The sequence below is a fragment of the Paralcaligenes ginsengisoli genome, from assembly GCF_054781135.1.
Window position 1 is genome coordinate 1 of the sequence record NZ_BAAGUZ010000007.1, and the last position, 26,132, is coordinate 26,132.

The 26,132-nt window shown below is 59.2% G+C and carries 18 protein-coding genes; 8 read left to right on the forward strand and 10 right to left on the reverse strand.

Annotation, left to right across the window (positions count from 1 at the left end; all coding sequences use genetic code 11):
• Positions 1–424: 424 nt before the first annotated feature.
• Genes ACYVIS_RS04875 through ACYVIS_RS04885 form a run of 3 tightly spaced genes read right to left on the reverse strand, consistent with a single transcriptional unit; the run spans position 425 to position 6,294 of the window.
• A complete protein-coding gene (locus ACYVIS_RS04875) occupies positions 425–1,882 on the reverse strand; it encodes an efflux transporter outer membrane subunit (RefSeq protein ID WP_460873392.1) in 1,458 nt (485 codons plus the stop codon).
• Between the two features lie 2 nt (positions 1,883–1,884).
• On the reverse strand, positions 1,885–5,067 hold the full coding sequence (locus tag ACYVIS_RS04880; RefSeq protein ID WP_460873394.1) for an efflux RND transporter permease subunit: 3,183 nt from the start codon (positions 5,065–5,067) through the stop codon (positions 1,885–1,887).
• 15 nt (positions 5,068–5,082) lie between these two features.
• Positions 5,083–6,294, reverse strand: a complete 1,212-nt coding sequence (locus ACYVIS_RS04885; RefSeq protein WP_232744342.1) for an efflux RND transporter periplasmic adaptor subunit — start codon at positions 6,292–6,294, stop codon at positions 5,083–5,085.
• A gap of 430 nt (positions 6,295–6,724) precedes the next feature.
• Between ACYVIS_RS04885 and ACYVIS_RS04890 the strand changes: the two genes are divergently transcribed.
• Complete coding sequence (locus tag ACYVIS_RS04890) at positions 6,725–7,372, forward strand: TetR family transcriptional regulator (protein ID WP_460873396.1); 648 nt, start codon at positions 6,725–6,727, stop codon at positions 7,370–7,372.
• A gap of 41 nt (positions 7,373–7,413) precedes the next feature.
• Here the strand turns inward: ACYVIS_RS04890 and ACYVIS_RS04895 are convergent, their stop codons facing one another.
• Positions 7,414–7,758 carry a hypothetical protein gene (locus ACYVIS_RS04895; RefSeq protein WP_232744344.1) on the reverse strand — a complete coding sequence of 115 codons (345 nt, stop codon included), beginning with the start codon at positions 7,756–7,758 and terminating at the stop codon, positions 7,414–7,416.
• A gap of 209 nt (positions 7,759–7,967) precedes the next feature.
• Between ACYVIS_RS04895 and ACYVIS_RS04900 the strand changes: the two genes are divergently transcribed.
• The 7 genes from ACYVIS_RS04900 (at position 7,968) to efp (ending at position 18,394) form a co-directional block, all read left to right on the forward strand.
• Entirely contained in the window at positions 7,968–8,360 is a 393-nt protein-coding gene (locus ACYVIS_RS04900; RefSeq protein ID WP_232744345.1) for a hypothetical protein, read from the forward strand.
• A 58-nt stretch (positions 8,361–8,418) separates the two neighbouring features.
• A complete protein-coding gene (locus ACYVIS_RS04905; RefSeq protein WP_232744346.1) occupies positions 8,419–8,694 on the forward strand; it encodes a GNAT family N-acetyltransferase in 276 nt (91 codons plus the stop codon).
• Between the two features lie 879 nt (positions 8,695–9,573).
• Positions 9,574–12,159 carry a bifunctional aconitate hydratase 2/2-methylisocitrate dehydratase gene (acnB, locus tag ACYVIS_RS04910; protein ID WP_232744347.1) on the forward strand — a complete coding sequence of 862 codons (2,586 nt, stop codon included), beginning with the start codon at positions 9,574–9,576 and terminating at the stop codon, positions 12,157–12,159.
• Between the two features lie 302 nt (positions 12,160–12,461).
• The gene (gene acnA / locus ACYVIS_RS04915; RefSeq protein WP_232744348.1) at positions 12,462–15,167 is read left to right on the forward strand and encodes an aconitate hydratase AcnA; all 2,706 of its coding nucleotides are present in this window, start codon (positions 12,462–12,464) and stop codon (positions 15,165–15,167) included.
• 184 nt (positions 15,168–15,351) lie between these two features.
• Positions 15,352–16,560 carry a DUF2863 family protein gene (locus tag ACYVIS_RS04920; protein WP_232744349.1) on the forward strand — a complete coding sequence of 403 codons (1,209 nt, stop codon included), beginning with the start codon at positions 15,352–15,354 and terminating at the stop codon, positions 16,558–16,560.
• A gap of 53 nt (positions 16,561–16,613) precedes the next feature.
• A complete protein-coding gene (earP, locus tag ACYVIS_RS04925; RefSeq protein WP_460873397.1) occupies positions 16,614–17,750 on the forward strand; it encodes an elongation factor P maturation arginine rhamnosyltransferase EarP in 1,137 nt (378 codons plus the stop codon).
• Positions 17,751–17,836: 86 nt separating this feature from the next.
• A complete protein-coding gene (gene efp / locus ACYVIS_RS04930) occupies positions 17,837–18,394 on the forward strand; it encodes an elongation factor P (protein WP_232744351.1) in 558 nt (185 codons plus the stop codon).
• A gap of 74 nt (positions 18,395–18,468) precedes the next feature.
• Here the strand turns inward: efp and ACYVIS_RS04935 are convergent, their stop codons facing one another.
• The 6 genes from ACYVIS_RS04935 to ACYVIS_RS04960 form a co-directional block, all read right to left on the reverse strand.
• Positions 18,469–18,942, reverse strand: coding sequence for a DUF1178 family protein (locus ACYVIS_RS04935; RefSeq protein ID WP_232744352.1), 474 nt, complete (start codon positions 18,940–18,942; stop codon positions 18,469–18,471).
• 107 nt (positions 18,943–19,049) lie between these two features.
• Positions 19,050–20,768 carry an ABC transporter ATP-binding protein gene (locus ACYVIS_RS04940; protein WP_460873398.1) on the reverse strand — a complete coding sequence of 573 codons (1,719 nt, stop codon included), beginning with the start codon at positions 20,766–20,768 and terminating at the stop codon, positions 19,050–19,052.
• On the reverse strand, positions 20,765–22,240 hold the full coding sequence (locus ACYVIS_RS04945; RefSeq protein WP_460873399.1) for an ABC transporter permease: 1,476 nt from the start codon (positions 22,238–22,240) through the stop codon (positions 20,765–20,767). Before ACYVIS_RS04945 ends, ACYVIS_RS04940 begins: the two co-directional genes overlap by 4 nt.
• Positions 22,241–22,244: 4 nt before the next feature.
• A complete protein-coding gene (locus ACYVIS_RS04950; protein ID WP_460873400.1) occupies positions 22,245–23,222 on the reverse strand; it encodes an ABC transporter permease in 978 nt (325 codons plus the stop codon).
• A complete protein-coding gene (locus tag ACYVIS_RS04955; RefSeq protein ID WP_460873401.1) occupies positions 23,215–25,473 on the reverse strand; it encodes an ABC transporter substrate-binding protein in 2,259 nt (752 codons plus the stop codon). Before ACYVIS_RS04955 ends, ACYVIS_RS04950 begins: the two co-directional genes overlap by 8 nt.
• On the reverse strand, positions 25,449–26,087 hold the full coding sequence (locus tag ACYVIS_RS04960) for a thermonuclease family protein (protein WP_460873402.1): 639 nt from the start codon (positions 26,085–26,087) through the stop codon (positions 25,449–25,451). Before ACYVIS_RS04960 ends, ACYVIS_RS04955 begins: the two co-directional genes overlap by 25 nt.
• Positions 26,088–26,132 lie beyond the last annotated feature (45 nt).

The following is a 26,132-nucleotide window of genomic DNA, read 5'->3' on the forward strand; positions in this document are numbered from 1 at the left end:
CCGCCGGACTACACAGCACCGCCCACCCTGCGGCTTGCGTTGAGGCAATGCATAGAGAGCAGCGTTAGGTAATGCACCGAGAGAAACGTTGGGGTCATGCATCGAGGTATACGCTGGGTCGGCAAGCTCATTCCAGGCATGCCACAACGCGAGCCGTCTATCGGGGCTTGGGGTCAGGACCGGCGTAAGGCGTGCGCCGGATGCTACCGTAGGGAAGGCGGGGGATGTCGGCGGGCCATGTTTGAGCGTAGCCGCGCCAGCGGCGTAGCGAGTTTGGCCCGACGCCCGCCTGGACGAGGTAGATCCGGATCAAGCACGCCGTGCCGGCCCTGACCCCAAGCCCCGATAGACGGCGTCTTTATATACCCATCCACCACCGAATGCCACAAACAGAATGCTGCAAACAACTCGAACCAAAAACACTCTAGCTACCTGCGTCGGCAGGCAACGGCGTATCGCCGGTGTGCTCGATCCAACCGCCTCCCAGATACTGATAAAGGTCGACCAAATTGGCCAGACGCTGCATCCGGGCGGTAATCAACGTTTGCTGCGCCGTATATAAATCGGTCTGTGCCGTCAACACAGTCAGGTAGCTGCTCGCACCATTCTTGTACAGCAGGTTCGACAAATCGAGCCTGCGCTGTTGCGTAGCGACAAAACGCTGCAAAGAAGCGATCTGATTATCGTAGGTGCCGCGGGCGGCCAAGCCATCGGAGACTTCGCGAAACGCCGTCTGGATCGCTTTTTCATACTGCGCGATCGCCACGTTCTTCTCCAGGTGAGCAACATCCAGCCTGGCCAGATTGGTCCCCGCATCGAAAATCGGCAGCGTAATCTGCGGCGCGAAAGACCAGGCGGCCGACCCTGCCTTGAACAGCCCTCCCAAAGACGCACTCTCGGTGCCAAACTGGCCGGTCAATGCAATTCGGGGGAAAAATGCAGCACGTGCCGCTCCGATATTCGCATTGGCGGCGCGCAGCGTCTGTTCGGCCTGGATAATATCCGGGCGCCGCGTCAAGAGATCCGACGGCAGCCCTGCCGGCACATCGGCCAGAATACGTTGGTCATCAAGCCCAAGAGAAGGCGGAAGGTCTGCCGGCAAAGGTTCTCCAACCACCAGTATCAATGCATTCTCGGCCTGCGCGCGCAAGCGCATCTGAACCGCGAGATTGGCCCGGGCCTGCTCGGCGACGCCCTCCGCCTCGCGCAGGTCCAGCTCGGAGCCCGCGCCCACGTCGAATTTCAGCTTCGCCAATTTGTAGGATGCGTCCGCGGTGCGCAGAGTTTCGCGAGTAATCTTGAGCTGCTCATCATAGGCGAGCACCGCCAGGTATTGATCCGCCACTTGCGAAACCAACGAAATTGCCGCGGCCTTGCGTGCCTGCGCCGTTGCCAGGTATTGCGCCAGGGCCTGGGCTTTCAGACTGCGGACGTGGCCCCAGAAATCAAGCTCCCACGACGCCGCGCCCAGGCCCACCGAGTACACATTGGTGATCGTTTGCCCGGACGACGACAAATCCTCAGGCACGCGTGATTTGCTCTGGCCGGCCGTAGCGTTGACGTTCGGAAACAAACCGGCGCGCACGATCCGGTATTGGGCGGCCGCCTCCTGGACGCGCAGGGCGGAAACCCGCAGATCGCGGTTGTTGGCAAGCGCCAGTTCAATCAGTTTGCGCAGCCGCGGTTCGCCGAAAAAATCGCGCCAGCCTATGTCGGCGGCCGGCAGAGCCTGCGCGCCGGAAGCCGGTTCGGCGCGATAGGCCGGGCCTGTGGGAAAATGTGCGGCAACCGGCAATGCCGGCCGCTCGTATTTCGGTTCGAATGAACAGCCGGCAAGCAAGGCGGCGGCCGAGACAATGATGGGCAGTGAAAACGCGCGCATGGTCAATGTCCTTGATTATCCGAATCGCTGCCGACCGGAATCGCGCGATCGGCAGGAGGCGCATCGGCCGAACGCGTCAGCTTGTTCTTGGAAAATCGTTCGCGAATCACGACAAAAAACATCGGAATCATGAAAATCGCCAGGAAGGTCGCTGTCATCATGCCGCCGATCACGGCGGTGCCAATCGCATGCTGGCCCCCCGAACCCGCGCCGTTGCTGATGGCCAGCGGCAGCACGCCAAGGATGAAGGCCATCGATGTCATCAGGATCGGACGCAGCCGCAGGCGCGCCGCCTCCATCGCCGCCGCGGCGGCTGTCATGCCCTGGCTCTGCAGCACTTTCGCAAACTCCACGATCAGGATGGCATTTTTCGCCGACAGCCCTACCGTGGTCAGCAAACCGACCTGGAAATACACGTCATTCGACAGCCCACGGCCCGTTGCCGCCAGCAGAGCGCCGATAATGCCCAGGGGCACCACCATGATGACCGAGAACGGAATCGACCAACTTTCGTACAGCGCGGCCAAGGCCAGGAACACGACGAGAATCGAAATGGCGTAAAGAAGAGGCGCCTGGGAACCGGACAGCCTTTCCTGGAACGAGATGCCGGTCCATTCATAGCCTATTCCCGCAGGCAGGGCGTCGGCAATTTTCTGGATTTCGTCCATGGCTTCGCCCGTGCTTCTTCCCGCCGCCGGACTGCCCTGGATTTCCATCGACGACACACCGTTGTAACGCTCGAGTTTGGGCGATCCATAGGTCCACTTGCCGGTGGCGAAGGACGAAAACGGCACCATCGTTCCCTGCATATTGCGCACGTACCAGCGGTTCAGGTCGCCTGGATTCATGCGGAACGGCGCATCCCCTTGCACGTACACCCGTTTGATCCGATTATCGGTATCGAGAAAATTATTGACATAGGAAGACGCCCAGGCGATGGAAAAGGTCTGGTCTATGGAGGGCAGCGCCACACCCAGCGCGCTGGCCTTTTCCCGATCGATATTGACGCTGAACTGCGGCTGATCGTCCAGGCCGTTGGGACGCACCCGTGTCAACAGGGGATTTTTGGCGGCTTCGGCCAGCAATTTATTGCGCGCGGCCATCAGGGCGTCATGGCCCAGGCCTCCCCGGTCTTCCAGCTCGAAATCGAAGCCCGAAGCCGTTCCGAGTTCCGGTATGGGAGGCGGATTGATAGGAATGATCACCGCATTTTTATAGCTTGAAAAATGCTCGAAGAGCCGTCCGACGAGGGCCTGCACCTTGTCCTTTGCCGCCGCGCGCTCTTCCCAATCCTTTAGACGCACGAACACCAGGCCTGAATTCTGGCCACGCCCGGCGAAATTGAAGCCGGCGATTTCGAAGGTGGATTCGACCACGGCCTTCTCGGTATCAAGAAGATAATGGCTGACATCGTCGAGCGCCGTTTGCGTGCGTTCCAGGGTCGCGCCCGGCGGGGTCTGCACCTGGATCAGCAAATCGCCCTGGTCCTCATCGGGCAGGAACGAGGTGGGCAGACGCATGAACAGAAAGCCTATGACCACGAACATCAGGCCATACAAGAGCAGCCAGCGGCGCGGACGCTTGATCACGCGCTCAACGCCGGAATGATATTTCTGCCGGCTGTTGTCGAACGTGCGGTTGAACCATCCGAAGAACCCGGTCTTCTCCATGTGATGGCCCTTGGGAATCGGCTTGAGCAAGGTCGCGCAAAGCGCCGGCGTCAGGATCAACGCCACCAGCACCGACAAAACCATGGCCGCCACGATGGTCAATGAGAACTGCCTGTAGATGGCGCCGACCGAGCCTCCCGAGAACGCCATGGGCACGAACACCGCCGACAGGACGAGCGCCACCCCCACCAGCGCTCCGGTGATTTGCCCCATTGCCTTGCGCGTGGCGTCGCGCGGCGAAAGCCCTTCTTCGGCCATCACCCGCTCGACGTTTTCCACCACGACGATGGCATCATCGACCAGCAGGCCGATGGCAAGCACCATCCCGAACATGGACAAGGTATTGATTGAAAAACCCACCATCGCCATGATGCCGAACGTGCCAAGCAGCACCACCGGCACCGCGATCGTCGGAATCAGCGTTGCCCTGAAATTCTGCAGGAACAGGTACATCACCAGGAAAACCAGTACTATGCCTTCGAACAAGGTCTTGACCACTTCCTGAATGGAAATCCTCACGAACGGAGTCGTGTCGTACGGATACTTGACCTCCAGGCCTGGCGGGAAATACTTGGAGAGCTCCCCGACGCGGGCGCGCACCAGATCGGCGGTTTGCAGGGCGTTGGCGCCGGTGGCCAGTTGTATGCCCAGGCCGGCGGCCGGCACGCCGCTGTACTTGGTGTCGAAGTTGTAGTTTTCGCCGCCCAGTTCAAGCCGCGCCACATCCTTGATGCGCACTTGCGACCCGTCCGGATTGACCTTCAACAGTACATTGCCGAACTCTTCGGTCGTGCGCAGCAATGTCGCCTCGCTGATGGTCGCCGTCAGCATCTGGCCCTTCACCGATGGCGCCCCGCCCAACTGGCCCGCCGGAACCTGGACGTTCTGGCCTTGCAGCGCGGTGACCACGTCCACCGGCGTCAGGTTCACGCGAGCCAGTTTGTCCGGATCCAGCCAGATGCGCATGGCATATTGAGTGCCGAACACGCTGACCGTGCCGACACCGCTGACACGGCTGACAGGATCCTGCACGCGCGAGGCCAGATAGTTCGCCAAGTCGTATTTCGTCATGCTGCCGTCGGCGGAAACGAATGCCAATACCATCAGGAAACTGCTGCTTGATTTCGAGACTTTGACGCCGGCCTGCTGAACGGCCTGGGGCAAAAGAGGCGTGGCCAGTTGCAACTGGTTCTGCACCTGCACCTGAGCCACGTCGGGGTTGGTGCCCGCCGTAAAGGTAAGGGTAATCACGGCGGCGCCGGAATCGTCGCTGGTGGACGACATGTATTGCAAATGATCCAGACCGTTCATCTGCTGCTCGATCACTTGCGTGACCGTGTCTTCGACGGTCTGGGCCGAGGCGCCGGAATAGTTGGCGCGTATCTGCACCGCGGGCGAAGCGATCGTCGGGTATTGCGAAACCGGCAGGGTCGTTATCGACAAGCCGCCGGCAAGCATCAGGACTATGGCGATCACCCACGCAAAAATGGGGCGGTCAATAAAGAAATTGGCCATGAAACAGGCTCCCGGTTAATGCGCTGGGGTCGAGGATGAGGGCCTGGGCGGCGGATTGGGCGCGGCCGAACCGGAAACCGCCGCCGGTGTCGCCAATTGTTCAACCGCCTTCACCGTGACACCCGGCTGGACCTTCTGGACGCCGGCGACAATAACCCGGTCGCCCGGTTCCAGACCGCTGTCGACAACCCAGTTGGGGCCTTCCACGCGGCTCGTGACCAGCGAGCGCAGCTCAACTTTGTTATCCGGCCCCACGACAAGCGCCGTGGGGAAGCCTTTGGCGTCGTGGGTGATTCCAACCTGCGGCACCAGCATCGCACGATCATTGATGCCTTCCTGCAGGCGAGCATGTACAAACAGGCCCGGCAGCAGCACTTTCCTGGGATTTGGAAAGACAGCGCGCAGCCTCACGCTCCCTGTGGTCTGGTCGACCGTGATATCGGCAAATTCCAGCCTGCCCTCCAGCGGGTAGACAGACCCATCATCCAGCACCAGTTGCACCTTCGCGGCATTAAGCCCGGCCGGCTGCAACTGGCCGTTAGCCAGTTCGCGGCGCAGGCGCATCAGGTCGACAGTCGACTGGGTAACGTCCACATAAATCGGATCGGTCTGCTGGACGGTCGCCATCAGGGTCGCCGCACTTGCCTGTACATAAGCACCCTGCGTCACACTGGAGACGCCAATGGTGCCGGTGATGGGCGACGTCACATCGGTATAGCCCAGATTGATCCGCGCGATTTCGAGAGCCGCCTTGCCTGTGGCGACGTCCGCGGCAGCCTGCTTTTGCGCTGCCACCGCGTTGATGTAGTCCTGTTTGCTGATCGCATTGGCCGCCACCAGTACCTTGTCGCGGGAAGCCAGGGCGGAAGTCGAGGCAAGGTTCGCCTGCGCCTTCTGCAAGCTCGCTTTGGCGCTGTCAAGCGCGGCCTGATAAGGCGCGGGGTCGATCTTGTACAGACGCTGACCGGCAGTGACATGGCTGCCTTCCTTGAATTCGCGGCTCAAAACGATACCATCGACTCGCGCCCGCACCTGGGCAACCAGGTAGGCCGATGTGCGACCAGGCAACTCGCTGCTGACCGCCACACTTTGGGGGTGCACGGTAATGACGCCTACCTCTAATGGCTGCGGCGTCGGCGGCGACGTCTTCTCACAACCTGCCAGCGCCAGCACTATGACCGCAGCAAAACCATAAACCGACTTCAACGGAATCTGACCGAAACGCATGGAGCAACCTCTATGCCTAGGCTGAGTAGTTAGGTAAAAAAACTGGCACGCTCGTACCGCGGAGACCCAAATCCCGCGTAATGCGTTCGTGGATAGCTGATCGAAATCCGGCGCGGGCTCGCCAGCCGCGCCATGGGTCAGGAAGTACGCCACCCCGCGACGTCTGCCGGATGAAACGCAGCGCGCCGGGCCGTGAGCAAGTACTCGTCACGACCCGGCGGCAGGCGATAAAGGCTACATAATGCACAACAGCCGAAACTGACACGATCTATTCGATCTTCGGCCGCCATTATATATACATTCAGTATTGAAGGTAAAGGCTAAAAAAATAATATAATCACGATTTTCATCCAGCAAAAAATGAAAACCGAAGCGGGGAACCGGTGCATCGCTTACGCCGCACTTTCCGGCTTGCCAGGTATAGGCAGAAATGGTCCGACGCACTAAGGAAGAGGCGATCGAAACCCGTAACCGGATACTCGATACCGCTGAACATATATTTCACGAAAACGGGGTGTCCCGCACGTCGCTGGAACATATTGCCCGAGCCGCAGGCGTTACGCGCGGCGCCATCTATTGGCACTTCAAGAACAAGGCCGATTTGTTCACAGTCATGTTCGACCGGATTCGCCTGCCCATGGAAACCATGATCGAGAGGTGTCGCGATAACGACCCGGACAACGATCCAGTCGGTACCTTGCGTAAAATTTTTACATTAGTGCTGCGCGAAACCGTCCGCAATCCGCAGCGCCGCCGTGTACTCGAAATCCTGTTTCACAAATGCGAATACACCGATGAAATGGGCTCCGTGATAGAGCGCCACCAGGAAGCTTGCGCGGACGGCCGGGAGCGCATTGAACATAGTTTGCGCAGCGCGGTCGCTCTCGGGCAACTGCCAGTCGATCTCGACACCAGGCGGGCCGCCGTATTGCTGCATGCCATGATTACCGGCCTGATGGGCGATTGGCTATTCATGCCCGAAAGCTTCGACCTGGAAGCCAACGCCGCCATCATGGTCGACAGTTTCTTCGACATGTTGCGGCTGAGCTCTACCCTGCGCACAGCCCCGGGGGCGTAGCCCGGCACTCGGCGCCGGGACACCCCGTTGGTGAACCTGGATCAGTTAACGATGTTCCAGCTGGCACCCTTGGCGCCTTCCTCGCGAAAATTCAGGAGCACCGGATATTGCTTGCCGCAGCCATCGACCACCCACTGCTCTTGCCACGCACGCGAACCGGCCTGGCCGCTGGGTTTTTGCATTACATAAGGCTGGTAGCGCTGCGGGTTGCTGCAACCGAGAGTGTGAACCTTGGCCGTAACCCCTGCCAGAGCATCTTTCGCCAAGATCTGATTCGCATAACTGCCCTGCTCCAAGGCATGGGCGGGCATGCCGGCGTGCGCCACCCCCAGGGCACCCATCGCCATCGCGCTCGCCGCCAGCAATTTACATGAAAATTTTTGCATGGTGTTACCTCCCGTCAAAGTGAAAAGCCTGGAATTGAACCAGCACATTGCCAGCAACCTGCACGTGCACTATGATCGCCGCCAGAGCAGGCCGCTAAAAACCAGTATAGTGGGCCTGATTCAGCATACAAGCCCTGCACACAAGCTTTTACAATGGCTCGCGCTTGGCCACATTTTGCCCAACACCCTGTATCGTTTTCGCCCGACCTATGTTCAATTCCATCTATGCCTACGTCGTTCCCTTCGTGTTCAGCGTGTTCGTCGCGTGCTTTCTGGCTTCGCTGATTTCCGGACTGACGATCATTCTGTTCAAGCTTCGAAAAACCAACGAACTGTTTCAGCATCCCTACCTGAAACAGCAAGCCTTCGAACGCTATTCTCTGTCCATTCGCTTATCGATACTGATGGATTATTTCTTCCGCATCAGCTTGCCCAACAGCCGCTTCTGGCTGATAGGCGACGCCAATCGCATGCTTCAGCACGTCGATCCCAAAAGCATCCCGTCCGGCATCAAATGGCCACTTATCGGCCTGTGGGGCGGCTGCTATGTCGGTCTGATTGCAATGGTAGTGCTGTGGTCGTTCCTGCTTCTAAAAATGTAACGCCTAGAATATAGGAATAGAGAAGCAAACATCACCGCAGGACTTTGAAGGGCTCGGCATGACTCGCAGCATCACCCACAATCCGGCACAACAACGATTCGAATGGCTTGAAGACGGCATATTGTGCGTTCTCGACTATCGGTTGAGCGGCAAGCTCATGACGATTATCCACACCGGTGTTCCCGAGGCTGTCGGCGGTCAGGGAATTGCCGCCGACCTCACTCAAGCCGCCCTGGATACCGCCAGCGCGCACGGCTGGAAAGTGCGCCCGGTGTGCTCCTATGCGGCAGCCTATCTGCAACGCCATCCTCAGTACCAGGAACTTATGGCTTAGGCCATTTTTGGTCGAAGTGTTTACGGGATTCTTCGATGGATGGGGTATTGGTATATAAAGACGCCGTCTATCGGGGCTTGGGGTCAGGCCCGGCACGGCGTGCTGGATCCGGATCTACCTCGTCCAGGCGGGCGTCGGGCCAAACTCGCTACGCCGCTGGCGCGGCTGCGCTCAAACATGGCCCGCCGAAGGCCCCCGCCTTCCCTACGGTAGCATCCGGCGCACGCCTTACGCCGGCCCTGACCCCAAGCCCCGATAGACGGCTCACGTTAGGGCTTGCCTGGAATGAACTTGCCGGCCCAACGTATCCCTCGATGCATGCCTCAACGCAAGCCGCAGGGTGGGCGGTGCTGTGTAGTCCGGCGGTAGTCCAGCGCCGGGTGCTGACGAAGGGAAGGCGGGGGCTTTCGGCGGGCGCTGTCTGAGCCCGGCCTCGCGAGGCCGGGCGAGTTCGCCCGACGCCCGCCTGGACGAGGCAGACCCGGGCAGTCGGGGTGCGTAGCACCACGACCGCTGGACGTGCCGGACTGCACAGCACCGCCCACCCTGCGGCGTCTTTATAGAATCAACCGCCGTCCACACACCAATGCACAGCCCAAAGCCATCGCCCAAGCCAGTACAGGCAGCCCAAATTCACACCCCAAGCCTAAAAACGGCTCAAAACAAAAATCACAGAAACACGTTCAGCACCGTAACCACTTAAACCAAAAATGCACCAGCCCACTCAACCACCACGTTTGCGAACAAACGTCACATTCTTGCCACAAGCATTTTCCTAACTCTTATATAAGATATAAGACATTTGCTTGAAAGCAGGCTTCCTTTTACAATTGGGCAGTTATTACTCCTTCCCAACCCTCGACCAAAGGGCACGCCATCATGCTGGATACATACCGCCAACACGCCGCCGAACGCGCGGCACTAGGCATCCCCCCCCTTCCCCTGTCCGCGCAACAAACGGCAGACCTCATCGAACTGCTCAAGAATCCGCCGGCTGGCGAAGCCGATTTCCTGCTCGATCTCATCACACACCGGGTCCCCGCCGGAGTCGACGATGCGGCCAAAGTCAAGGCCTCGTTCCTGGCAGCCATTGCACTTGGCAAGACGGCCTGTCCCCTGATCGACCGTAAAAAGGCGACCGAGCTATTGGGCACCATGCTGGGCGGCTACAACGTCGCGCCCCTGGTCGAGCTGCTGGACAACACCGAACTGGGCTCCATCGCGGCAGCGGGCCTGAAAAAGACCTTGCTCATATTCGATGCGTTCCACGATGTTCAGGAAAAAGCTGAAAAGGGCAACCAATATGCCAAATCGATCCTGCAAAGCTGGGCCGATGCCGAATGGTTCACGAACCGCCCCGAAGTCCCGCAAAGCCTGACCGTTACCGTATTCAAGGTCACCGGTGAAACCAATACCGATGATCTGTCCCCGGCCCCGGATGCCTGGAGCCGCCCGGATATTCCCCTGCACGCATTGGCCATGCTCAAGAACCCGCGCCCCGGTATCGAACCCGAAGAGCCCGGCAAAATCGGCCCTATCAAATTCATCGAAAGCCTGAAAGCAAAAGGCCATCCCATCGCTTATGTGGGCGATGTCGTCGGCACCGGCTCCTCGCGTAAATCAGCCACCAACTCGGTGCTCTGGCATACCGGCAAAGACATTCCTTTTGTCCCCAACAAGCGCTTCGGCGGTGTTTGCCTGGGTAGCAAGATCGCCCCCATTTTCTATAACACCATGGAAGACGATGGCGCCTTGCCGATCGAGCTTGATGTGTCCAAGATGGAAATGGGCGACGTCATGGAACTGCGCCCCTATGAAGGCAAGGCACTGAAAAATGGCCAGGTCATTGCTGAATTCAGCGTCAAGTCCGACGTACTCTTCGACGAGGTCCGCGCTGGCGGCCGCATCCCGCTAATCATAGGCCGCGGCTTGACCGCCAAGGCCCGCGAAGCGCTGGGCCTGCCGCCTTCGACCCTGTTCCGCCTGCCTGTCAATCCTGCCGATTCCGGCAAAGGCTACACACTGGCCCAGAAAATCGTGGGACGCGCCTGCGGCCTGCCCGAAGGCCTGGGCGTTCGCGCAGGTGTCTATTGCGAACCGAAGATGACATCGGTCGGCAGCCAGGACACCACCGGCCCGATGACCCGCGACGAACTGAAAGACCTGGCCTGCCTGGGATTCTCGGCCGATCTGGTCATGCAATCGTTCTGCCACACTGCCGCTTATCCAAAACCGGTGGACATCAAGACACAGCATGAACTCCCCACCTTCATGAGCACCCGCGGCGGAGTGTCGCTGCGCCCCGGCGACGGCATCATCCACTCGTGGCTGAACCGCATGCTCCTGCCCGATACCGTCGGCACGGGCGGCGATTCGCACACCCGCTTCCCCATCGGCATCAGCTTCCCCGCGGGCTCGGGCCTGGTGGCTTTTGCCGCAGCCACCGGAGTCATGCCGCTGGATATGCCTGAATCGGTGCTGGTGCGCTTCAAAGGCTCTTTGCAGCCTGGCGTCACATTGCGCGACCTGGTCAATGCCATCCCGCTGTACGCCATCAAGCAAGGCCTGCTCACTGTCGAAAAACAAGGCAAGAAAAACATCTTTTCGGGCCGCATACTGGAAATCGAAGGATTGCCCGACCTCAAGGCGGAACAAGCCTTCGAACTCTCGGATGCCTCGGCCGAGCGTTCGGCTGCCGGCTGCACCGTGCGTCTCAACAAAGAACCGATCATCGAGTACATCAACAGCAACATCACACTGCTCAAATGGATGATTGCCAATGGCTATGAAGACGAGCGCACGATCAGTCGCCGGATCAAGGCCATGCAGGCGTGGCTGGCCAATCCCCAGTTGCTCGAACCCGACGCCGACGCCGAGTACGCGGCAGTCATCGAAATCGATCTGGCCGATGTCCATGAGCCCATCCTGGCCTGCCCGAACGATCCCGACGACGTCAAGACCCTGTCCGATGTGGCCGGCACACACATAGACGAAGTATTCATCGGCAGTTGCATGACCAATATCGGGCACTTCCGGGCGGCCTCGAAGCTGCTCGAAGGCAAGCGCGACATCCCCGTCAAGCTCTGGGTGGCTCCGCCAACCAAAATGGACCAGAAACAACTCACCGAAGAAGGCCATTACGGCGTTCTGGGCGGAGCCGGTGCACGCATGGAAATGCCCGGCTGCTCTCTGTGCATGGGCAACCAGGCCCAAGTGCGTGAAGGCGCCACGGTCATGTCCACCAGCACGCGCAACTTCCCCAATCGTTTGGGCAAGAATGCCAACGTATTCCTGGGCTCGGCCGAGCTGGCCGCCATTTGTTCGCGCCTGGGCCGTATTCCTACCAAAGAGGAATACATGGCCGATATGGGTGTCCTCAAACAGAGCAGCGACCAGATTTACCGCTACATGAACTTCGACCAGATCGAAGATTTCAAGGAAATCGCCGACTCCGTCGGCGTATAGGCGGCAGCACGACCTAGTTGTGTGATTGTGTGAAGGACCACGGGGCGCCCAAATGGGCGCCCCGTGCCGTTAATGATCGATGCGTGGGGGTGGCTTTTGTGACGATCCGCCAGGATGGACGCCGGCTTGCCGACTTGGGTAGGGCCGACACCGAAAATTATCCCGGGCCGAATCTGCAAAACTTCCGCAATCGGGCCTAAAATGTGGCAGTCCTGGTAAATTGAAAACGCCGCGCCATCCGGGTTCGCATGCGCCGCATGTTCCAATTGAAGCCGACCGCCAATCCTCTTACGGAGCTCACCATGCCGCACAACACATTCAATAGCTTGCAAAAATTCAAGGTCGGGCGCAAAACCGCCCAGTTCTATTCTTTGCCTGCGCTCGGCAAAAGCCTGGGCATCAACGTACAACGCCTGCCCGTGTCGATACGCGTCGTACTTGAATCCGTGCTGCGCAACTGCGACGGCAAGAAAGTTACCGAAAAGCATGTCAAGGAGCTGGCCGGCTGGAAACCCGTCGCCAAACGCTCGGCCGAAATTCCTTTTGTCGTGGCCCGAGTCATATTGCAGGACTTTACCGGGGTTCCTCTCCTGGCCGATATAGCGGCCATGCGTTCGGTAGCCGCCAAAATGGGCAAAGACCCCAAACGCATCGAACCGCTGGTGCCCGTCGATCTCGTGGTCGACCACTCGGTCATGATCGATTATTTCGGCACGAAAAATGCGCTCGACCTCAATATGAAGCTCGAGTTCCAGCGCAACAAAGAACGCTATCAGTTCCTCAAATGGGGCATGCAGGCTTTCGATACCTTTGGCGTCGTGCCTCCAGGATTCGGCATCGTGCACCAGGTCAATCTGGAATATCTCGCCCGCGGCGTGCACTACAACGCCCAGGACAATGTGTACTACCCCGACACTCTCGTGGGTACCGATAGCCACACCACCATGATCAACGGCATCGGCGTGGTTGGCTGGGGCGTAGGAGGCATCGAGGCCGAGGCCGGCATGCTGGGCCAGCCTGTTTACATCCTGACTCCCGACGTGGTCGGAGTCGAGCTCAAGGGCGAGCTGCGCGGCGGAGTCACCGCCACCGATCTGGTGCTCACCATTACCGAAATGCTGCGCAAAGAAAAAGTCGTGGGCAGTTTCGTCGAATTCTGTGGTCCCGGCACATCCAGCCTCTCGGTCACCGACCGGGCAACCATCGGCAATATGGCGCCCGAATACGGCGCCACCATGGGCTTCTTCCCGGTCGACGACCGCACCATCGAGTACTTCAAAGGCACGGGCCGCACCAAAGACGAAATCGACGCCCTGCAAGCCTATTTCAAGGCCCAGGAAATGTACGGCATCCCAAATGCCAAAGACATCGCCTACACCAAGCTCCTGACTCTGGACCTGTCCAGCGTCACGCCGTCGCTGGCCGGCCCGAAACGCCCGCAAGACCGTATCGAACTGGGCCAGGTCAAAAACAACTTCATCGACCTGTACTCCAGGAAGACGGCGGAAAACGGTTTCAACCAGCCCGCCGAAAAACTCGGGCAGGTATTTACCACCAGCGCAGGCGCCAAAGTGAAAAATGGCGATATCGTCATCGCCGCGATTACATCATGCACCAACACATCCAACCCCAGTGTGATGCTCGCAGCCGGCTTGCTCGCTAAAAAGGCGGTGGAAGCGGGCCTGAAAGTCCCCCCGCATATCAAGACTTCGCTTGCGCCCGGATCCCGTGTCGTAACCGAATACCTGAGCAAGACCGGCCTGCTGCCGTACCTGGATAAGCTCGGCTTCGATGTTGCCGCCTACGGGTGCACCACATGCATAGGCAACGCGGGCGATCTGACACCCGAGCTCAATGAAGCCATCAATCAAAACAACCTGGTCTGTTCGGCCGTACTTTCGGGCAACCGCAACTTCGAGGCTCGCATCCACCCCAACGTCAAAGCCAATTTCCTGGCTTCGCCTCCGCTGGTCGTGGCCTACGCGCTGGCCGGCACCGTGTTGCGCGATCTCATGACCGAACCCGTCGGCAAAGGCAAGAATGGCGATGTCTGGCTTGGAGACATCTGGCCCACCAATGCCGAAGTGCAGGCTCTGCTGGGCCAGGCCCTGGACGCCGACGCCTTCCGGACCAATTACAGCCAGATCAAGTCCAATCCCGGCAAGCTTTGGAAACAGATTGCCGGCGTGCAAGGCGACGTCTACGACTGGCCCGAATCCACCTATATTGCCGAACCTCCGTTTTTTGCCGGTTTCGGCATGACGCCGGCCCCCATGCCTCAGGTCAAGGGCGCACGGGTACTGGCCATCTTCGGCGACTCGGTCACCACCGACCATATTTCTCCCGCGGGATCCATCAAGGAAAGCTCGCCCGCCGGCGCATGGCTCAAGCAGAATGGCGTCATGAAGCAAGACTTCAACAGTTATGGCTCGCGTCGCGGCAACCACGAAATCATGATGCGCGGCACCTTTGCCAATGTACGCATCAAGAACCTGATGATCCCCATAAACCCCGACGGCAGCCGCTTCGAGGGTGGTGAAACGCTGTACCAGCCCACACAGGAACGCCTGTCCATATACGACGCCGCCATGAAGTATGTCGCGGCCGACGTCCCGACCGTCATTTTCGGCGGCGAAGAATACGGCACAGGTTCTTCGCGCGACTGGGCGGCCAAAGGCACGCAATTGCTGGGGGTCAAAGCCGTAATCGCTCGCAGCTTCGAGCGCATACACCGCAGCAACCTGGTCGGGATGGGCGTTCTGCCGCTTCAATTCAAGGGCCAGGACAGTGCCGAATCACTGGGCATCACGGGCGAAGAAACCTTCGACATTTCCGGTACCGAAAACGGCATCAAGCCGCAACAGGACGTCACGCTGACCATCCACCGGAAAGATGGTACGAGCCAGAATGTAGCCATGCTGCTGCGCATCGACACCGCCACCGAAGTCGACTACTACGAGCACGGCGGAATTTTGCCCTTTGTCTTGCGCGACCTGCTGGCTGCCTGACGGCCTGCCCGCAGGTCGGCCCCCCAGAGTTCTCAAACGTCGCACGGCGTTTGGGAACTCTGGCCTGTCACGCTTGCTCGGCTTGCCGGGCATCTTTTGATCGCTTATTGCCCGAACGATCCCCAAAAACAGGCCCCGCGTTACACTAGGCTCTATTACTTCATAAAAGGCCGATTTCCAGCATATGTCACGTACGCCTTCCCCTCATCTTCCTCGATTGTCTCGCGACGCCCAGCGCCTTATAGCGCTGTCCGAGTCGCTTGCGCGCTCCGGATGCCGTCTTGAAGACATATACTGGGAAAACCTGCTTGGCGCGCATATCAGCAAACTGTTGCAAGGCAAAAAGAACAAAGCAATAGAATCCGCGCTTGAGCATCTTGTCGCGCAAAACCTGAATGCCTACGAAATTCTGGTGGAACAGGCCGAAACCATGTCCGAATCGACACGGCTGACTGTCGACGGTGTCGACTACGACGCCCTGCTGTTTTCCGCACCGATAGTTGCGTGGACCCGGTACCAACTGCCGAACGGCCGCTTGAGCAAAGCCGTCCAACAGGCTACCCACAAACAGCTAAGCGCTCATATCCTCGCCGAAGGCGCTCACCTGGCCCTCATTCCGGACCTCATCTGTTTCGACCAGATGCCGCAATCGTTCCAGGAAACCTGGACATGGACCCAGCGGCTGGGGCTGGCCGCCCTCGCTCCAAGCACCGAGCCATTTCCTGTCAAGGCACTGCCCGATTCGGAAGGCATGCTGGCCGACGCGCGATTTGTCGTGGGGGCCATTGTGGTTCCAAAGGGAGCCCCGCTGTTTCGCTGGCAGTCCGATGAGGCTTCCGGCTCGGCAACGCGCGAACAATGTTTCGCCAACTGGGCTGCCGACAGCACCGATGCGCTGGGCGCATTATTTACCGGTTGCAATTTCGAGCACCTGCAACCCGACGCCTACTACATCAGCAACCGCGAGGCCGATCGCCAAATTCGGCCTCTTGCCCTGAAAGCCGCTGTCACATGGCTGCAGACCGCGGCAAATCTGCCTGCAAGCGATTTGCATGCCGTAATCGCCGGCTGCGGCGAATCAACTATCGAAGAGTATCGGGTCGGCTTCAGCACCAAGCAAAGCAACGATGTCATTTACGGATGCATCTGGCCCATCCTCAGCAAAGAGGAAGCCGCTTCCGAAGGCACCGACAGCGAGCAGGCCGACATCCCCGACGACATCGCCGCTTTGCTCAAGGAACTGGGAGTGATCGATGTCCGGCGCCTGCCCGGCTTGTACGCAGCCGAGTTCTGCGACGATTGCGGCGCCCCTTATTTTCCCAACCCATTGGGCGAAATGATGCACCCTGAACTTCCCGAGGAAATCGACCTGAATCCCGTCCATTTTCACTGAACCGCCTTTCAGGCAAAGCCGCTGCCCCGGCAAACCGGCTTTGCCTGGCCTGTATGATCGATTCCTCCTCCCCCTCTGCCCCGATCGATTTCGATATTTTTTGCCGTGTCATCGATAATTTTGGCGATATCGGTGTTTGCTGGCGCCTGGCCAGGCAATTGACGAGCATGGCGCCCGTAAGTCGTGTCCGCCTGTGGGTGGACGATCTGCACAGCTTCGCCAAAATCGAATCCGGCGTCGATCCAGGGCAGGGCCGGCAAACCATCCACGGCATCGAACTCGTGCGCTGGACCGATAGCCCACCCGATCTGCGGCCTTATCAGGTCGTCGTCGAGGCCTTTGCCTGCACGCCGCCCCCCGCTTTCACTGCCCGCATGAGCGCACAGGACAGCCTGTGGATCAATCTGGAATATCTGAGCGCCGAAGACTGGGTCGAGAGCTGCCATGCCCTGCCTTCTCTCCAGGCCAGCGGCCTGCGCAAAGCCTTTTTCTTTCCCGGCTTTACAGCGGGAACAGGCGGGCTGCTGCGCGAAGCGCAACTGCTCGATACACGCGAGCGCTGGCTAGCCCGGCCTGTGCTGCGCAGGGATTTGCTGCGCAGCCTGCACGTGCCGGACGCCATGATCGAGGGCCTGATGCACGGCTGGCGCCAGGTGTACCTGTTTTGCTATCCCAATGCGCCCGTGGCGGGCCTGCTGCAAAGCCTGGGACGTGATGACAATACATCGGTAATACTGGTGCCCGCAGGTGTCTGCCCAACGCTCAAAAATCAGCGAAATCCACGGGTGCACGTCGTCGAGATCCCGTTTGTCGGCCAGGCGGACTTTGACCGCCTGCTCTGGAGCAGCGACCTGAATTTCGTGCGCGGAGAGGATTCGCTGGTCAGGGCCATCTGGGCGGGCCGGCCCTTCGTATGGCAAATTTACGAGCAGCAAGAGGCTGTTCATCTCGTCAAATTACGGGCATGGCTGGCGCGGACTCCTTTCCAACCAGCCATTCACGGCCTGATGAATGCCTGGAACACGGCCCAGGAACACGAATTCGGCACTCGACTCGATGAAGCGCTAAGCCCGGGCGAATGGCCTCAATGGCAGGCGCAAGCCCGTCTTTGGGCGGAAAAAATGGCTCGAAACAACGATTTGGGCAGTTCCCTGCTCGCTTTTTGCATGAAAACCCTGCAAACAGGTTAAAATGCTGAGTTTTGTACAAAATCGTGCTCCGGCCCGGCAGTTTTCGGCATCTGGCGGAGCAAAATTATCCCGGAGTTTTTTTAAACATGAAAACCGCACAAGAACTGCGCGTTGGTAACGTTGTAATGGTGGGCAGCGACGCCCTGGTGGTGCAGAGGGCCGAATACAACAAATCGGGCCGTAACTCGGCCGTCGTAAAGCTGAAATTCAAAAACCTGCTGACAGGCTCCGGTAGCGAATCGGTATCGAAGGCCGACGAAAAATTCGAAATCGTGGTCCTGGACCGCAAAGAGTGCACCTATTCGTATTTCGCCGATCCCATGTATGTCTTCATGGACGAAGAATACAACCAGCACGAAGTGGAAGCCGATAGCATGGGCGATGCGCTCAACTATCTGGAAGAAGGTATGAAGGTCGAAGTCGTGTTCTATGCCGATCGCGCCATCTCGGTCGATCTGCCCACCATCGTGGTGCGTGAAATCATCTACACCGAGCCCGCCGTGCGTGGCGATACCTCGGGCAAAGTCTTGAAACCCGCCAAGATCAATACCGGCATGGACCTGAATGTACCGCTGTTTTGCGCAATTGGCGACAAAATCGAAATCGACACGCGCACAGGGGAATACCGCAGCCGCGTCATGTAACTCCGATACGAATCGGCCACGTGCCTTGCAGGCTTCGCTTGCATAGGCATGGCCGAGTCGGAAGATGAAAATGCCTATTGCAAGCGATCGTCATCCAGATAATCGGGTATAGGCATCACTACAATCCCATCCTGAGCCAGCGATTCGCGCTCTTCGATGGTGGCCGTTCCACGAATGGCACGTTCTTCGACCTCGCCTTCATGCATGCGGCGCGCCTCCCGGGCGAACTGCTCGCCTACATTTTCGGTATTGCGCACCATCTGGCGTATCTGCCGCATTACCTCGGCCTGCAATTGCGCCAATTGTCGGCTGGCCGGGGCCGCCACTGCATTCGAGGCCATGGACGCCGCCGGCCGCTCGGCGGGATCCGGGGGATGGCCGACGTTCAAGCGCGGCGCAGACAGTTTTTTGTTTACCTGGCCACTTCCACACACCGGACACGTCAGCAAGCCTCTGCTCCGCTGCGACTCGTAATTGTCGAGCGAACCGAACCAGCCTTCGAATATATGGCCGGATTCACACTGCAGATCGAAAACTTTTAATGTCATAGAAGCAAAGTGGGGTTGAAATCCCTGAAAACAAGGCCAGAGGCCTTCTTGTCTGGATTATAGGCGGTATACGCCCAGGCACTCGAACAAGAAGCGCTATCAGCACTTTACAGGCGCGGCACGGCGGCAAGCAGGCGCTGCGTTTCGGGATGCCGGGAGGCCTTCAGAACCGTTTCGGTGCTGCCTATTTCGACAATCGAGCCTTCATGCATCACGGCAATGCGATCGGACAGGTATTCAACCACGCCAAAGTTATGCGTGATAAACAGATACGCAATGCCGAATTCGCCCTGCAGGGTTTTCAGCAATTCGAGGATCTGCGCCTGTACCGACACATCGAGGGCCGACGTAGGCTCGTCGCAGATCAGCACCTTGGGCTCGACCGCCAAAGCCCGTGCAATGGCAATCCGCTGCCGCTGGCCGCCTGAAAATTCATGGGGATAGCGATCGACCGTGTTCTTGGGCAAGCCTACTCGGTCGAGCAAATCGCGCACCGCCGCCTTTCGGTCGGCCGGCGTACGATCGGGCCGCAATGCCGCGGATCCCTCATCGAGTATCTCGCCCACCAGCATGCGCGGGTCAAGGGAGGCATACGGATCCTGAAACACAATCTGTATGCTGCGGCGCAAGCGTTTGAGCTGCGCCCCGCCCGCCGACAACAGAACTTCCTTGCCTAGCGTGGCCTCGCCCCCGACCACGGCCCGCTTATCGAGCAAACGCAACAAGGCCTTGGCGGTGGTGGTCTTGCCGCAGCCCGACTCGCCCAGCAAAGCCAATGTTTCGCCAGGCCAAAGATCGAACGACACATCGCGCACCACATCGATCGAGCCGCTTGTACGGCGTAAAAAGCCGCTGCGCCGCAGATACTGCACAGACAGGTTTTCCACACGCAGCACGGGCGCCGTGGCATGTAAGTCGGCGGAATCGGGGCGGATGGCGGACTGCGGCGGGTGTTGCCGCGCATCGGCCCGCTCATGCGTCTTCGTGCTCAACGGACGGCCGCGCTTTTCGAAAGCGGGAATGGCCGCGAGCAATTCCCGCGCATAAGGATGCCGCGGATTGGCAAAGAAAGTTGCCACATCGACCGTTTCAACAATTTCCCCCGCACGCATCAGTGCCACATGATCAGCCACGTTTTTTACAACGGCGAGGTCATGTGTGATGAGCAAAATCGCCATGCCCATCTCATCCTGGATGTCGGCCAGGAGATCCAGAATCTGGGCCTGGACCGTTACATCCAGCGCGGTTGTAGGTTCATCGGCGATGAGCAGCCCGGGCTCGGCCGCCAGCGCCATGGCAATCATGACGCGCTGCTTCTGCCCGCCCGAAAACTGGAAGGGGTAATCATGAAAGCGCCGCCGTGGGTCGGGGATGCCGACCCGCGCCAGCCACCACATGGCTCGCCCGGAAGCCGCCGCGCCACGGTACGAGGTATGAGCCAGCAAGGTTTCGACGATTTGACGGCCCACACTCAAAACCGGGTTGAGACTGGTGGCGGGTTCCTGGAAAATCATGCCGATCCGGCCGCCCCGGACGGCGCGCATGCGCTGCTCGGGCAGCCGGGTCAAATCCAGGCCATCGAGCCTGACCGCCCCGCCCGTGATCCGTCCCGCCTCGGGAAGCAAGCGCAGCAAGGCAAGCGCCGTCATGCTCTTGCCGCAGCCCGATTCACCCACCAGCGCAAAGGTTTGCCCCTGCTCTACGACAAGCCGCAGGGATTTGACGGCCTCGAACAAGCCTGAATCACTCTCCACGCGAACCGATAAATCCTGCACTGACAGGACGGCCTGTTTGCCTGCCGGCCTATCGTGGGCGATGACGGTCATGCTCCCTCCGTATCGGCGGCGCCCCGCAGGCGACCCGGGGCACGAGGCCGCAAGCCTTGCGGGCGGAATTTGCGCGTGCGCGGATCGAAGGCATCCTGCACCGCGTCGGCAAAGACATTGGCCGACAAGACCAGCGCCAGCAGGAAAACGAATGCCGCGAACAAATTCCACCAGACCATGGGATCGCGGGACATCTCGAGGCGCGACGAATCGATCATGGTGCCGAACGACGGAGTGCTTGGGTCGACGCCTATGCCCAGGTAGGACAGCACCGCTTCATACAGCACCAGGCCGGAAAATTCGAGCACCATGGTAATCAGCACAATATGCATGACATTGGGCAGCAGGTGCCTGCGCATGATGCGCCAGTGCGACACCCCAAAAGCCCGGGCCGCCTGTATATAGTCGAGTTCGCGCAGCTTCAGGGTCTCGGCGCGCAACAGGCGGCACAAGCCAGCCCAGCCGGTCAGGCCCAGAATCAGGCACAGCAGAAACAGGCGCAGATCGGCACGCGCGGCGGTCGTGTCGAACAGAGCGGGATTGTTGTCGATATAGACTTGCATCATGAGCACACACGCGGCAATCAGCAATACGCCGGGAATCGACGTAAGAGTTGTATAAACATACTGGATGGCATCATCGACGCGGCCCTTGAAATAACCCGCCGAAATGCCAAAAACCAGGGCCGGCGGCAACATGGCCATGGTGGTCAGAGTGCCTATGACCAAAGCGGTGCGCACGCTTTTCAAGGCTTGCTTCAATACATCGTTGCCGGTTCGATCGGTGCCAAGAACATGGTAATTGGTGCTTAACGCCGCCGCCACGCACACAATGAGCGCCAATACGCAAAACGTCAGCCACATGGCGCGCCATGGAACCCCGCTTTCGGAATGCCACCAGATAGCCGAGGCGCGCGAAAACGACCCGGCCTGCTTCAAGAACATGACGGTTAGAATCAGGGCCGCCGCCATGCCGCATGCAATAGCCGCCAGCACGCCCCAAAGCAGCCGTTGCCGAATATCGGCGCCTCGGTCGGAGTCGCTGCTCAAATGCATACCCGCGTGCTGCAGCCGCGGATAGTCACGCACAGGCTTGCCGTGGATCAGCTCGTTTTCCTTGGTGAATTGCCGCAATGCCAGCGGCGCCGAATAGGTTTTTTCCGGCTTGCTCAGTTGCGTCAGCGCCAGCACATCGTCAAGCACCGAACGCAAGGGCGCATACACGGCGGCGGCCCCCCGGCTCGAACCTGCCTCGGGCGGCAACAAGGGCCTGTAGTGCACCGAGTCCAGCATGCCGACCAGACCAAACACAAGCAGGACCACGGCGGCACACATTGCGGTGGGCGTGCGTGCCACATGCCCCCAGGTGGCGCGCAAGGCGGCGGAGCGCCGCACCTTGAAGCCATACAGCACCAGCGCCGACACAAGGCAGAAAAGAAAAATATCGGTCCAGAGAAACACAAATTTTGGCATGCGGCTACTCGAATCGAATCCGTGGATCGGCCAGGGTGTATGAAATATCGGCCAGGATCAGGCCTACTATATACAGGGCCGAACCTAAAAACACCATCGCCCTGACTATGGAAAAATCCTGGGCATTAATCGCATCGATGGTGTAGCTGCCCAAACCGGGAATGCCAAAAAAAGACTCCGAAATCAGGCTGCCCATGAACAGTAACGGTATGGCCGACACAGTTCCGGTCAGGATGGGCAGCATGGCATTGCGCAGCACATGGCGAAACAGCACAATATGTTCGGCAAGCCCCTTGGCTCGCGCGGTGCGCACATAATCCTTGCTCATCTCCTCCAGAAACAGGGTTCGATAAAAGCGCGCCTCGCCGCCCATGCGCGACAAAACGCCAACCAGAACCGGCAGCACCAGGAAGCGGGCACTGCCCCAGCCATCAAGAAAACCCGAATACGGGACCCAGCGCAAGATTTTCGCGAACAGCCACTGGCCGGCAATGATATAGAACAGACCGGAAATCGACAGCAAAACGACGCACACCACAACCCCGGAGAAATCCAGCGAAGTGCCTTTGAAAAACACCAGCAGCAGGGCAAAGACAATACACACGAACAGGCCCAGCACAAACGTTGGCAGCGCCAGCGCCAGGCTTGGGCCCATGCGCTCGCGAATCTCATGGCTTATATCGTTTCCGCCATCGGAAAATCCGAAATCAAAACGCAGCAAAGGCAGCGAACGGGCGTAGAAAATCGTATCAGTCAATTTCGCCGCGCCACTGGCGCGCGGATTAAAAAACAGCGGCCTGTCATAACCCCGCTCGACCTTCCACTTGTCAACGGCCGCCTGGCTGACACGCTGGCCGCCAATAGACAGGCGTGCCATGTCGTCGGGCGTATTGACGGCAAAAAACAGCGCGAAGGTCAGCACATTGACGCCGATCAAGACCAGTACGCCATAAAGCAGGCGACGCACGATATAGCTAGTCATGATGCTCCTCTCCGGCGGTGCCCCCGGCCAATGCCGTAGCCCGCTCGCGCCGCCTGACCACCCTCCAGGCCGGATATACGCTTAATGCCAGCAGGCCGATGATCAACCACATCGGCCACCAGACCGGCGGATTCCACTCTTGGATTTTCCGCGCGCGCGCCGCCGGGTCGATCTTGTAATACTGCAAGGTGTTGCGCACCATTTGGGTTGGCTTGGCATTGCCCACCCAGGCCTGGTAAGCGCCGCCCGATTTGGGAAAAAAACCAAACATCCAGGGCGCATCGGCCTGGACGATGGCGATCATGCGATGAACGATCTGTTCTTTAACCGGGCCATCATCGAGAAAGCGCATCTGCTCGAACAGGCGGTCGAATTCGGCGCTGTGATAATTGGAGGCATTTTCTCCGCCCTTCGATGCCTTGGCGTTGGGCCCGTACAGAAGAAACAGAAAATTCTCCGCGTCCGGATAGTCGGCTACCCAGCCCCACATGAACATCTGGGCGGTTCCGTTGCGCATTTTGTCCTGGAAGCGGTTGTAGTCGGTCGCTCGCACTTCGAGCTGTATACCCAGGGCATCCAGTTGCCGGCGCATCCAATCCAGCGTGGCGTTCGAACCCATGCCGGCAGCCGAATCGAAGTGCAGGATGAGCGGCGCTCCAGTCTTGGCGTCGCGCCCGCCCGGATAGCCGGCCTGGGCCAGCAGTTGCTTGGCCGCCTCCAGAGGCTTGCGCACGGCATGCCCGTCCTTGAGAGTGTAGACATAAGGATCGATCCCTTCAGGCAGGGCCTGGTAGCCCAGGATTCCAGGAGGGATCGGGCCATACGCCACCTGGGCCTGGTCGTTCTGGAAAATCGAAACGTATTGCTCCCAATTGAAGGCAATACTGATTGCCTGCCTGAGTTTGCGATTTTTTTCCTGCCGCTCCGGAATGTCGCCCTGGCCCACGACAGGATCGAGCCAGTTGAAGCCAAAATAAAAAATCTGCGCTTCGGTCGATGCCTGCAACTGTATGCCATGGTCTTTGTACAAAGACGCTTTTTCGGCCGAATCGCCGGCGGCCACTCGCATGGCCACACCTATGTCGCCGGCGCCGACTTGCGGCACATCGTAATAGCCCTGGATAAACTTGCCCATCAGGGGAATACTTTCCTTTTCCAGGGTAAACACGATTTTGTCGATAAACGGAGTAGGCTTGCCGCAATCGGCAAGCAAGCCGGCGGCGCGATCCGACGCCTCGCCTTTGCAGGGATAAGGCTCGCCGTGAAAATTCGGATTGCGCGACAGCACATGGCGCCGGTTTGGAATCGACTCCGTCAACATATAGGGTCCGGTACCCACCGGCCAGGTATTCAGCGACAAATTATGCTGCGCCATGCCCGGCTGCTGATAAAAACGGTCCGCCTCCCAGGGTACCGGGGCCGTAAAGGTCATGGCCAGCCAATACTTGAATTGCGGATACTTGCCCACGACCTTGATGCGCAAAGTATGCGCATCGAGCGCCTGTACTCCATCGAAGCCTTGCTGGCGCAAATCCAGCCAGGGCAGCGCCGAGCCGGCCGGGCGCTGGGCACGCAAGGCCTGGTCCTGGGCCTTGAGCCGTTCGCCGTATGCGCGCATTCCCACTACATGCTCGGCCATGACGGCATAGATGGGCGAGACTACGCGGGGACTCGCAAGACGGCGAAAGGCATAAACGTAATCGTCGGCCGTAAGTTCCCGCGTGCCGGTTTTCTTGAAATCGCCGATTGAAAACTTGCCATCCAGGGCTCCCGCGGCCAAAGGCCAATAGCTGTATTGCCCTGATTTTTCTTTTGCGAAAGCGGGATGCGGCTGGAACAGGATGCCGGGCTTGATCTTGATGTCGTATACGCTGACGGCCACCGAAGTTCCAGGCGCCTGTTCCGGCAGGCGTTGGCCGGCCTGATCCAGATAAAACGGCTGCGCGACGGCAACTGCGGCGCGCGGAGCCAATTCATACGGCCGCTGCAGATATTCGTAGCCATACAAGGGCTCGTAAATGGAATACGTAAACGGGGTTTCATCGGTCGAGTATGAGCTGGCCGGATCCAGGTACTTGGGGGAACGCTGGGTAAAAGCCGTGTACAGAGTATTTTCCTGTGTGGCACCTTGTGCATAGGGGCTGTTGACGGGTTCACGGCCGCAGCCCGCCAGCAATAGGCCCGCCAGGAGTACCAGCACATAGCGGCCGGCGCCTTGCGGTGGGGCTAGCACTGGCCTTTTTTCCAGCATTGATAACGCCACACCCAGGGACGGATCGGGTTGGGTTCCTGCCACAGGCCGAGCTTTGCCTGCCTGGCGTGCTGCTCGAGCTCCGGAATTTTGGCGTCGCGCATATACTTGCCCCGGCCCTCCATATTTGCCCAAGCCATGCCCGCCGCGACCTGTTTCTGGTTTGCCGTGCTGCCGTCGCCCAGGGGGACATCGCAGACATTGCGGCCGAATTGATCGTGTTCAAAGCAGATCAGGCTGAGGGTCTGGCCGGCAATCATGTCGGCCAGCGACTTTTTCGATGCCTGAGCCATGGGCTGGCCCGGCTGTTGGCTGTCCTTGGTGGTTTCGGGGGCGTCGATGCTGGCCATGCGTATACGCTGCTGGCGGCCGTCGACAAGCAGAGTGAATGTATCGCCGTCGGCCACCCGCACCACCCTGCCCGCGAGCGCATAGTTTTCGCCGGGCGCCTCGTGCTGGACGGGGCGCGCCGTTGCCGCCGGCTTGTTCAGGATGTTGAATGTTCCCAATGCGGCAAGAATCACCGCCATGATGAACGTAAGCATCTTCGAGCGCCGGTTCGAAAATGCCATGGTCACCAATCTGCGCACCAATATATTTAAAAAGCTATTCATGCACGCCTCGAAAACGCCTCACTATACAGAAAATGCCGATCATGA

Excerpts from the sequence above, each read along its gene's own strand:
- ACYVIS_RS04895 (WP_232744344.1), bottom strand. The coding sequence starts at position 7,758 with ATGCAAAAATTTTCATGTAAATTGCTGGCGGCGAGCGCGATGGCGATG.
- ACYVIS_RS04920 (WP_232744349.1), top strand. The coding sequence starts at position 15,352 with ATGTCACGTACGCCTTCCCCTCATCTTCCTCGATTGTCTCGCGACGCC.
- ACYVIS_RS04940 (WP_460873398.1), bottom strand. The coding sequence starts at position 20,768 with ATGACCGTCATCGCCCACGATAGGCCGGCAGGCAAACAGGCCGTCCTG.
- ACYVIS_RS04960 (WP_460873402.1), bottom strand. The coding sequence starts at position 26,087 with ATGAATAGCTTTTTAAATATATTGGTGCGCAGATTGGTGACCATGGCA.
- ACYVIS_RS04945 (WP_460873399.1), bottom strand. The coding sequence starts at position 22,240 with ATGCCAAAATTTGTGTTTCTCTGGACCGATATTTTTCTTTTCTGCCTT.
- earP (WP_460873397.1), top strand. The coding sequence starts at position 16,614 with ATGATCGATTCCTCCTCCCCCTCTGCCCCGATCGATTTCGATATTTTT.
- ACYVIS_RS04890 (WP_460873396.1), top strand. The coding sequence starts at position 6,725 with ATGGTCCGACGCACTAAGGAAGAGGCGATCGAAACCCGTAACCGGATA.
- efp (WP_232744351.1), top strand. The coding sequence starts at position 17,837 with ATGAAAACCGCACAAGAACTGCGCGTTGGTAACGTTGTAATGGTGGGC.
- ACYVIS_RS04935 (WP_232744352.1), bottom strand. The coding sequence starts at position 18,942 with ATGACATTAAAAGTTTTCGATCTGCAGTGTGAATCCGGCCATATATTC.
- ACYVIS_RS04950 (WP_460873400.1), bottom strand. The coding sequence starts at position 23,222 with ATGACTAGCTATATCGTGCGTCGCCTGCTTTATGGCGTACTGGTCTTG.
- ACYVIS_RS04875 (WP_460873392.1), bottom strand. The coding sequence starts at position 1,882 with ATGCGCGCGTTTTCACTGCCCATCATTGTCTCGGCCGCCGCCTTGCTT.
- ACYVIS_RS04880 (WP_460873394.1), bottom strand. The coding sequence starts at position 5,067 with ATGGCCAATTTCTTTATTGACCGCCCCATTTTTGCGTGGGTGATCGCC.
- acnB (WP_232744347.1), top strand. The coding sequence starts at position 9,574 with ATGCTGGATACATACCGCCAACACGCCGCCGAACGCGCGGCACTAGGC.
- ACYVIS_RS04905 (WP_232744346.1), top strand. The coding sequence starts at position 8,419 with ATGACTCGCAGCATCACCCACAATCCGGCACAACAACGATTCGAATGG.
- ACYVIS_RS04900 (WP_232744345.1), top strand. The coding sequence starts at position 7,968 with ATGTTCAATTCCATCTATGCCTACGTCGTTCCCTTCGTGTTCAGCGTG.
- acnA (WP_232744348.1), top strand. The coding sequence starts at position 12,462 with ATGCCGCACAACACATTCAATAGCTTGCAAAAATTCAAGGTCGGGCGC.
- ACYVIS_RS04955 (WP_460873401.1), bottom strand. The coding sequence starts at position 25,473 with ATGCTGGAAAAAAGGCCAGTGCTAGCCCCACCGCAAGGCGCCGGCCGC.
- ACYVIS_RS04885 (WP_232744342.1), bottom strand. The coding sequence starts at position 6,294 with ATGCGTTTCGGTCAGATTCCGTTGAAGTCGGTTTATGGTTTTGCTGCG.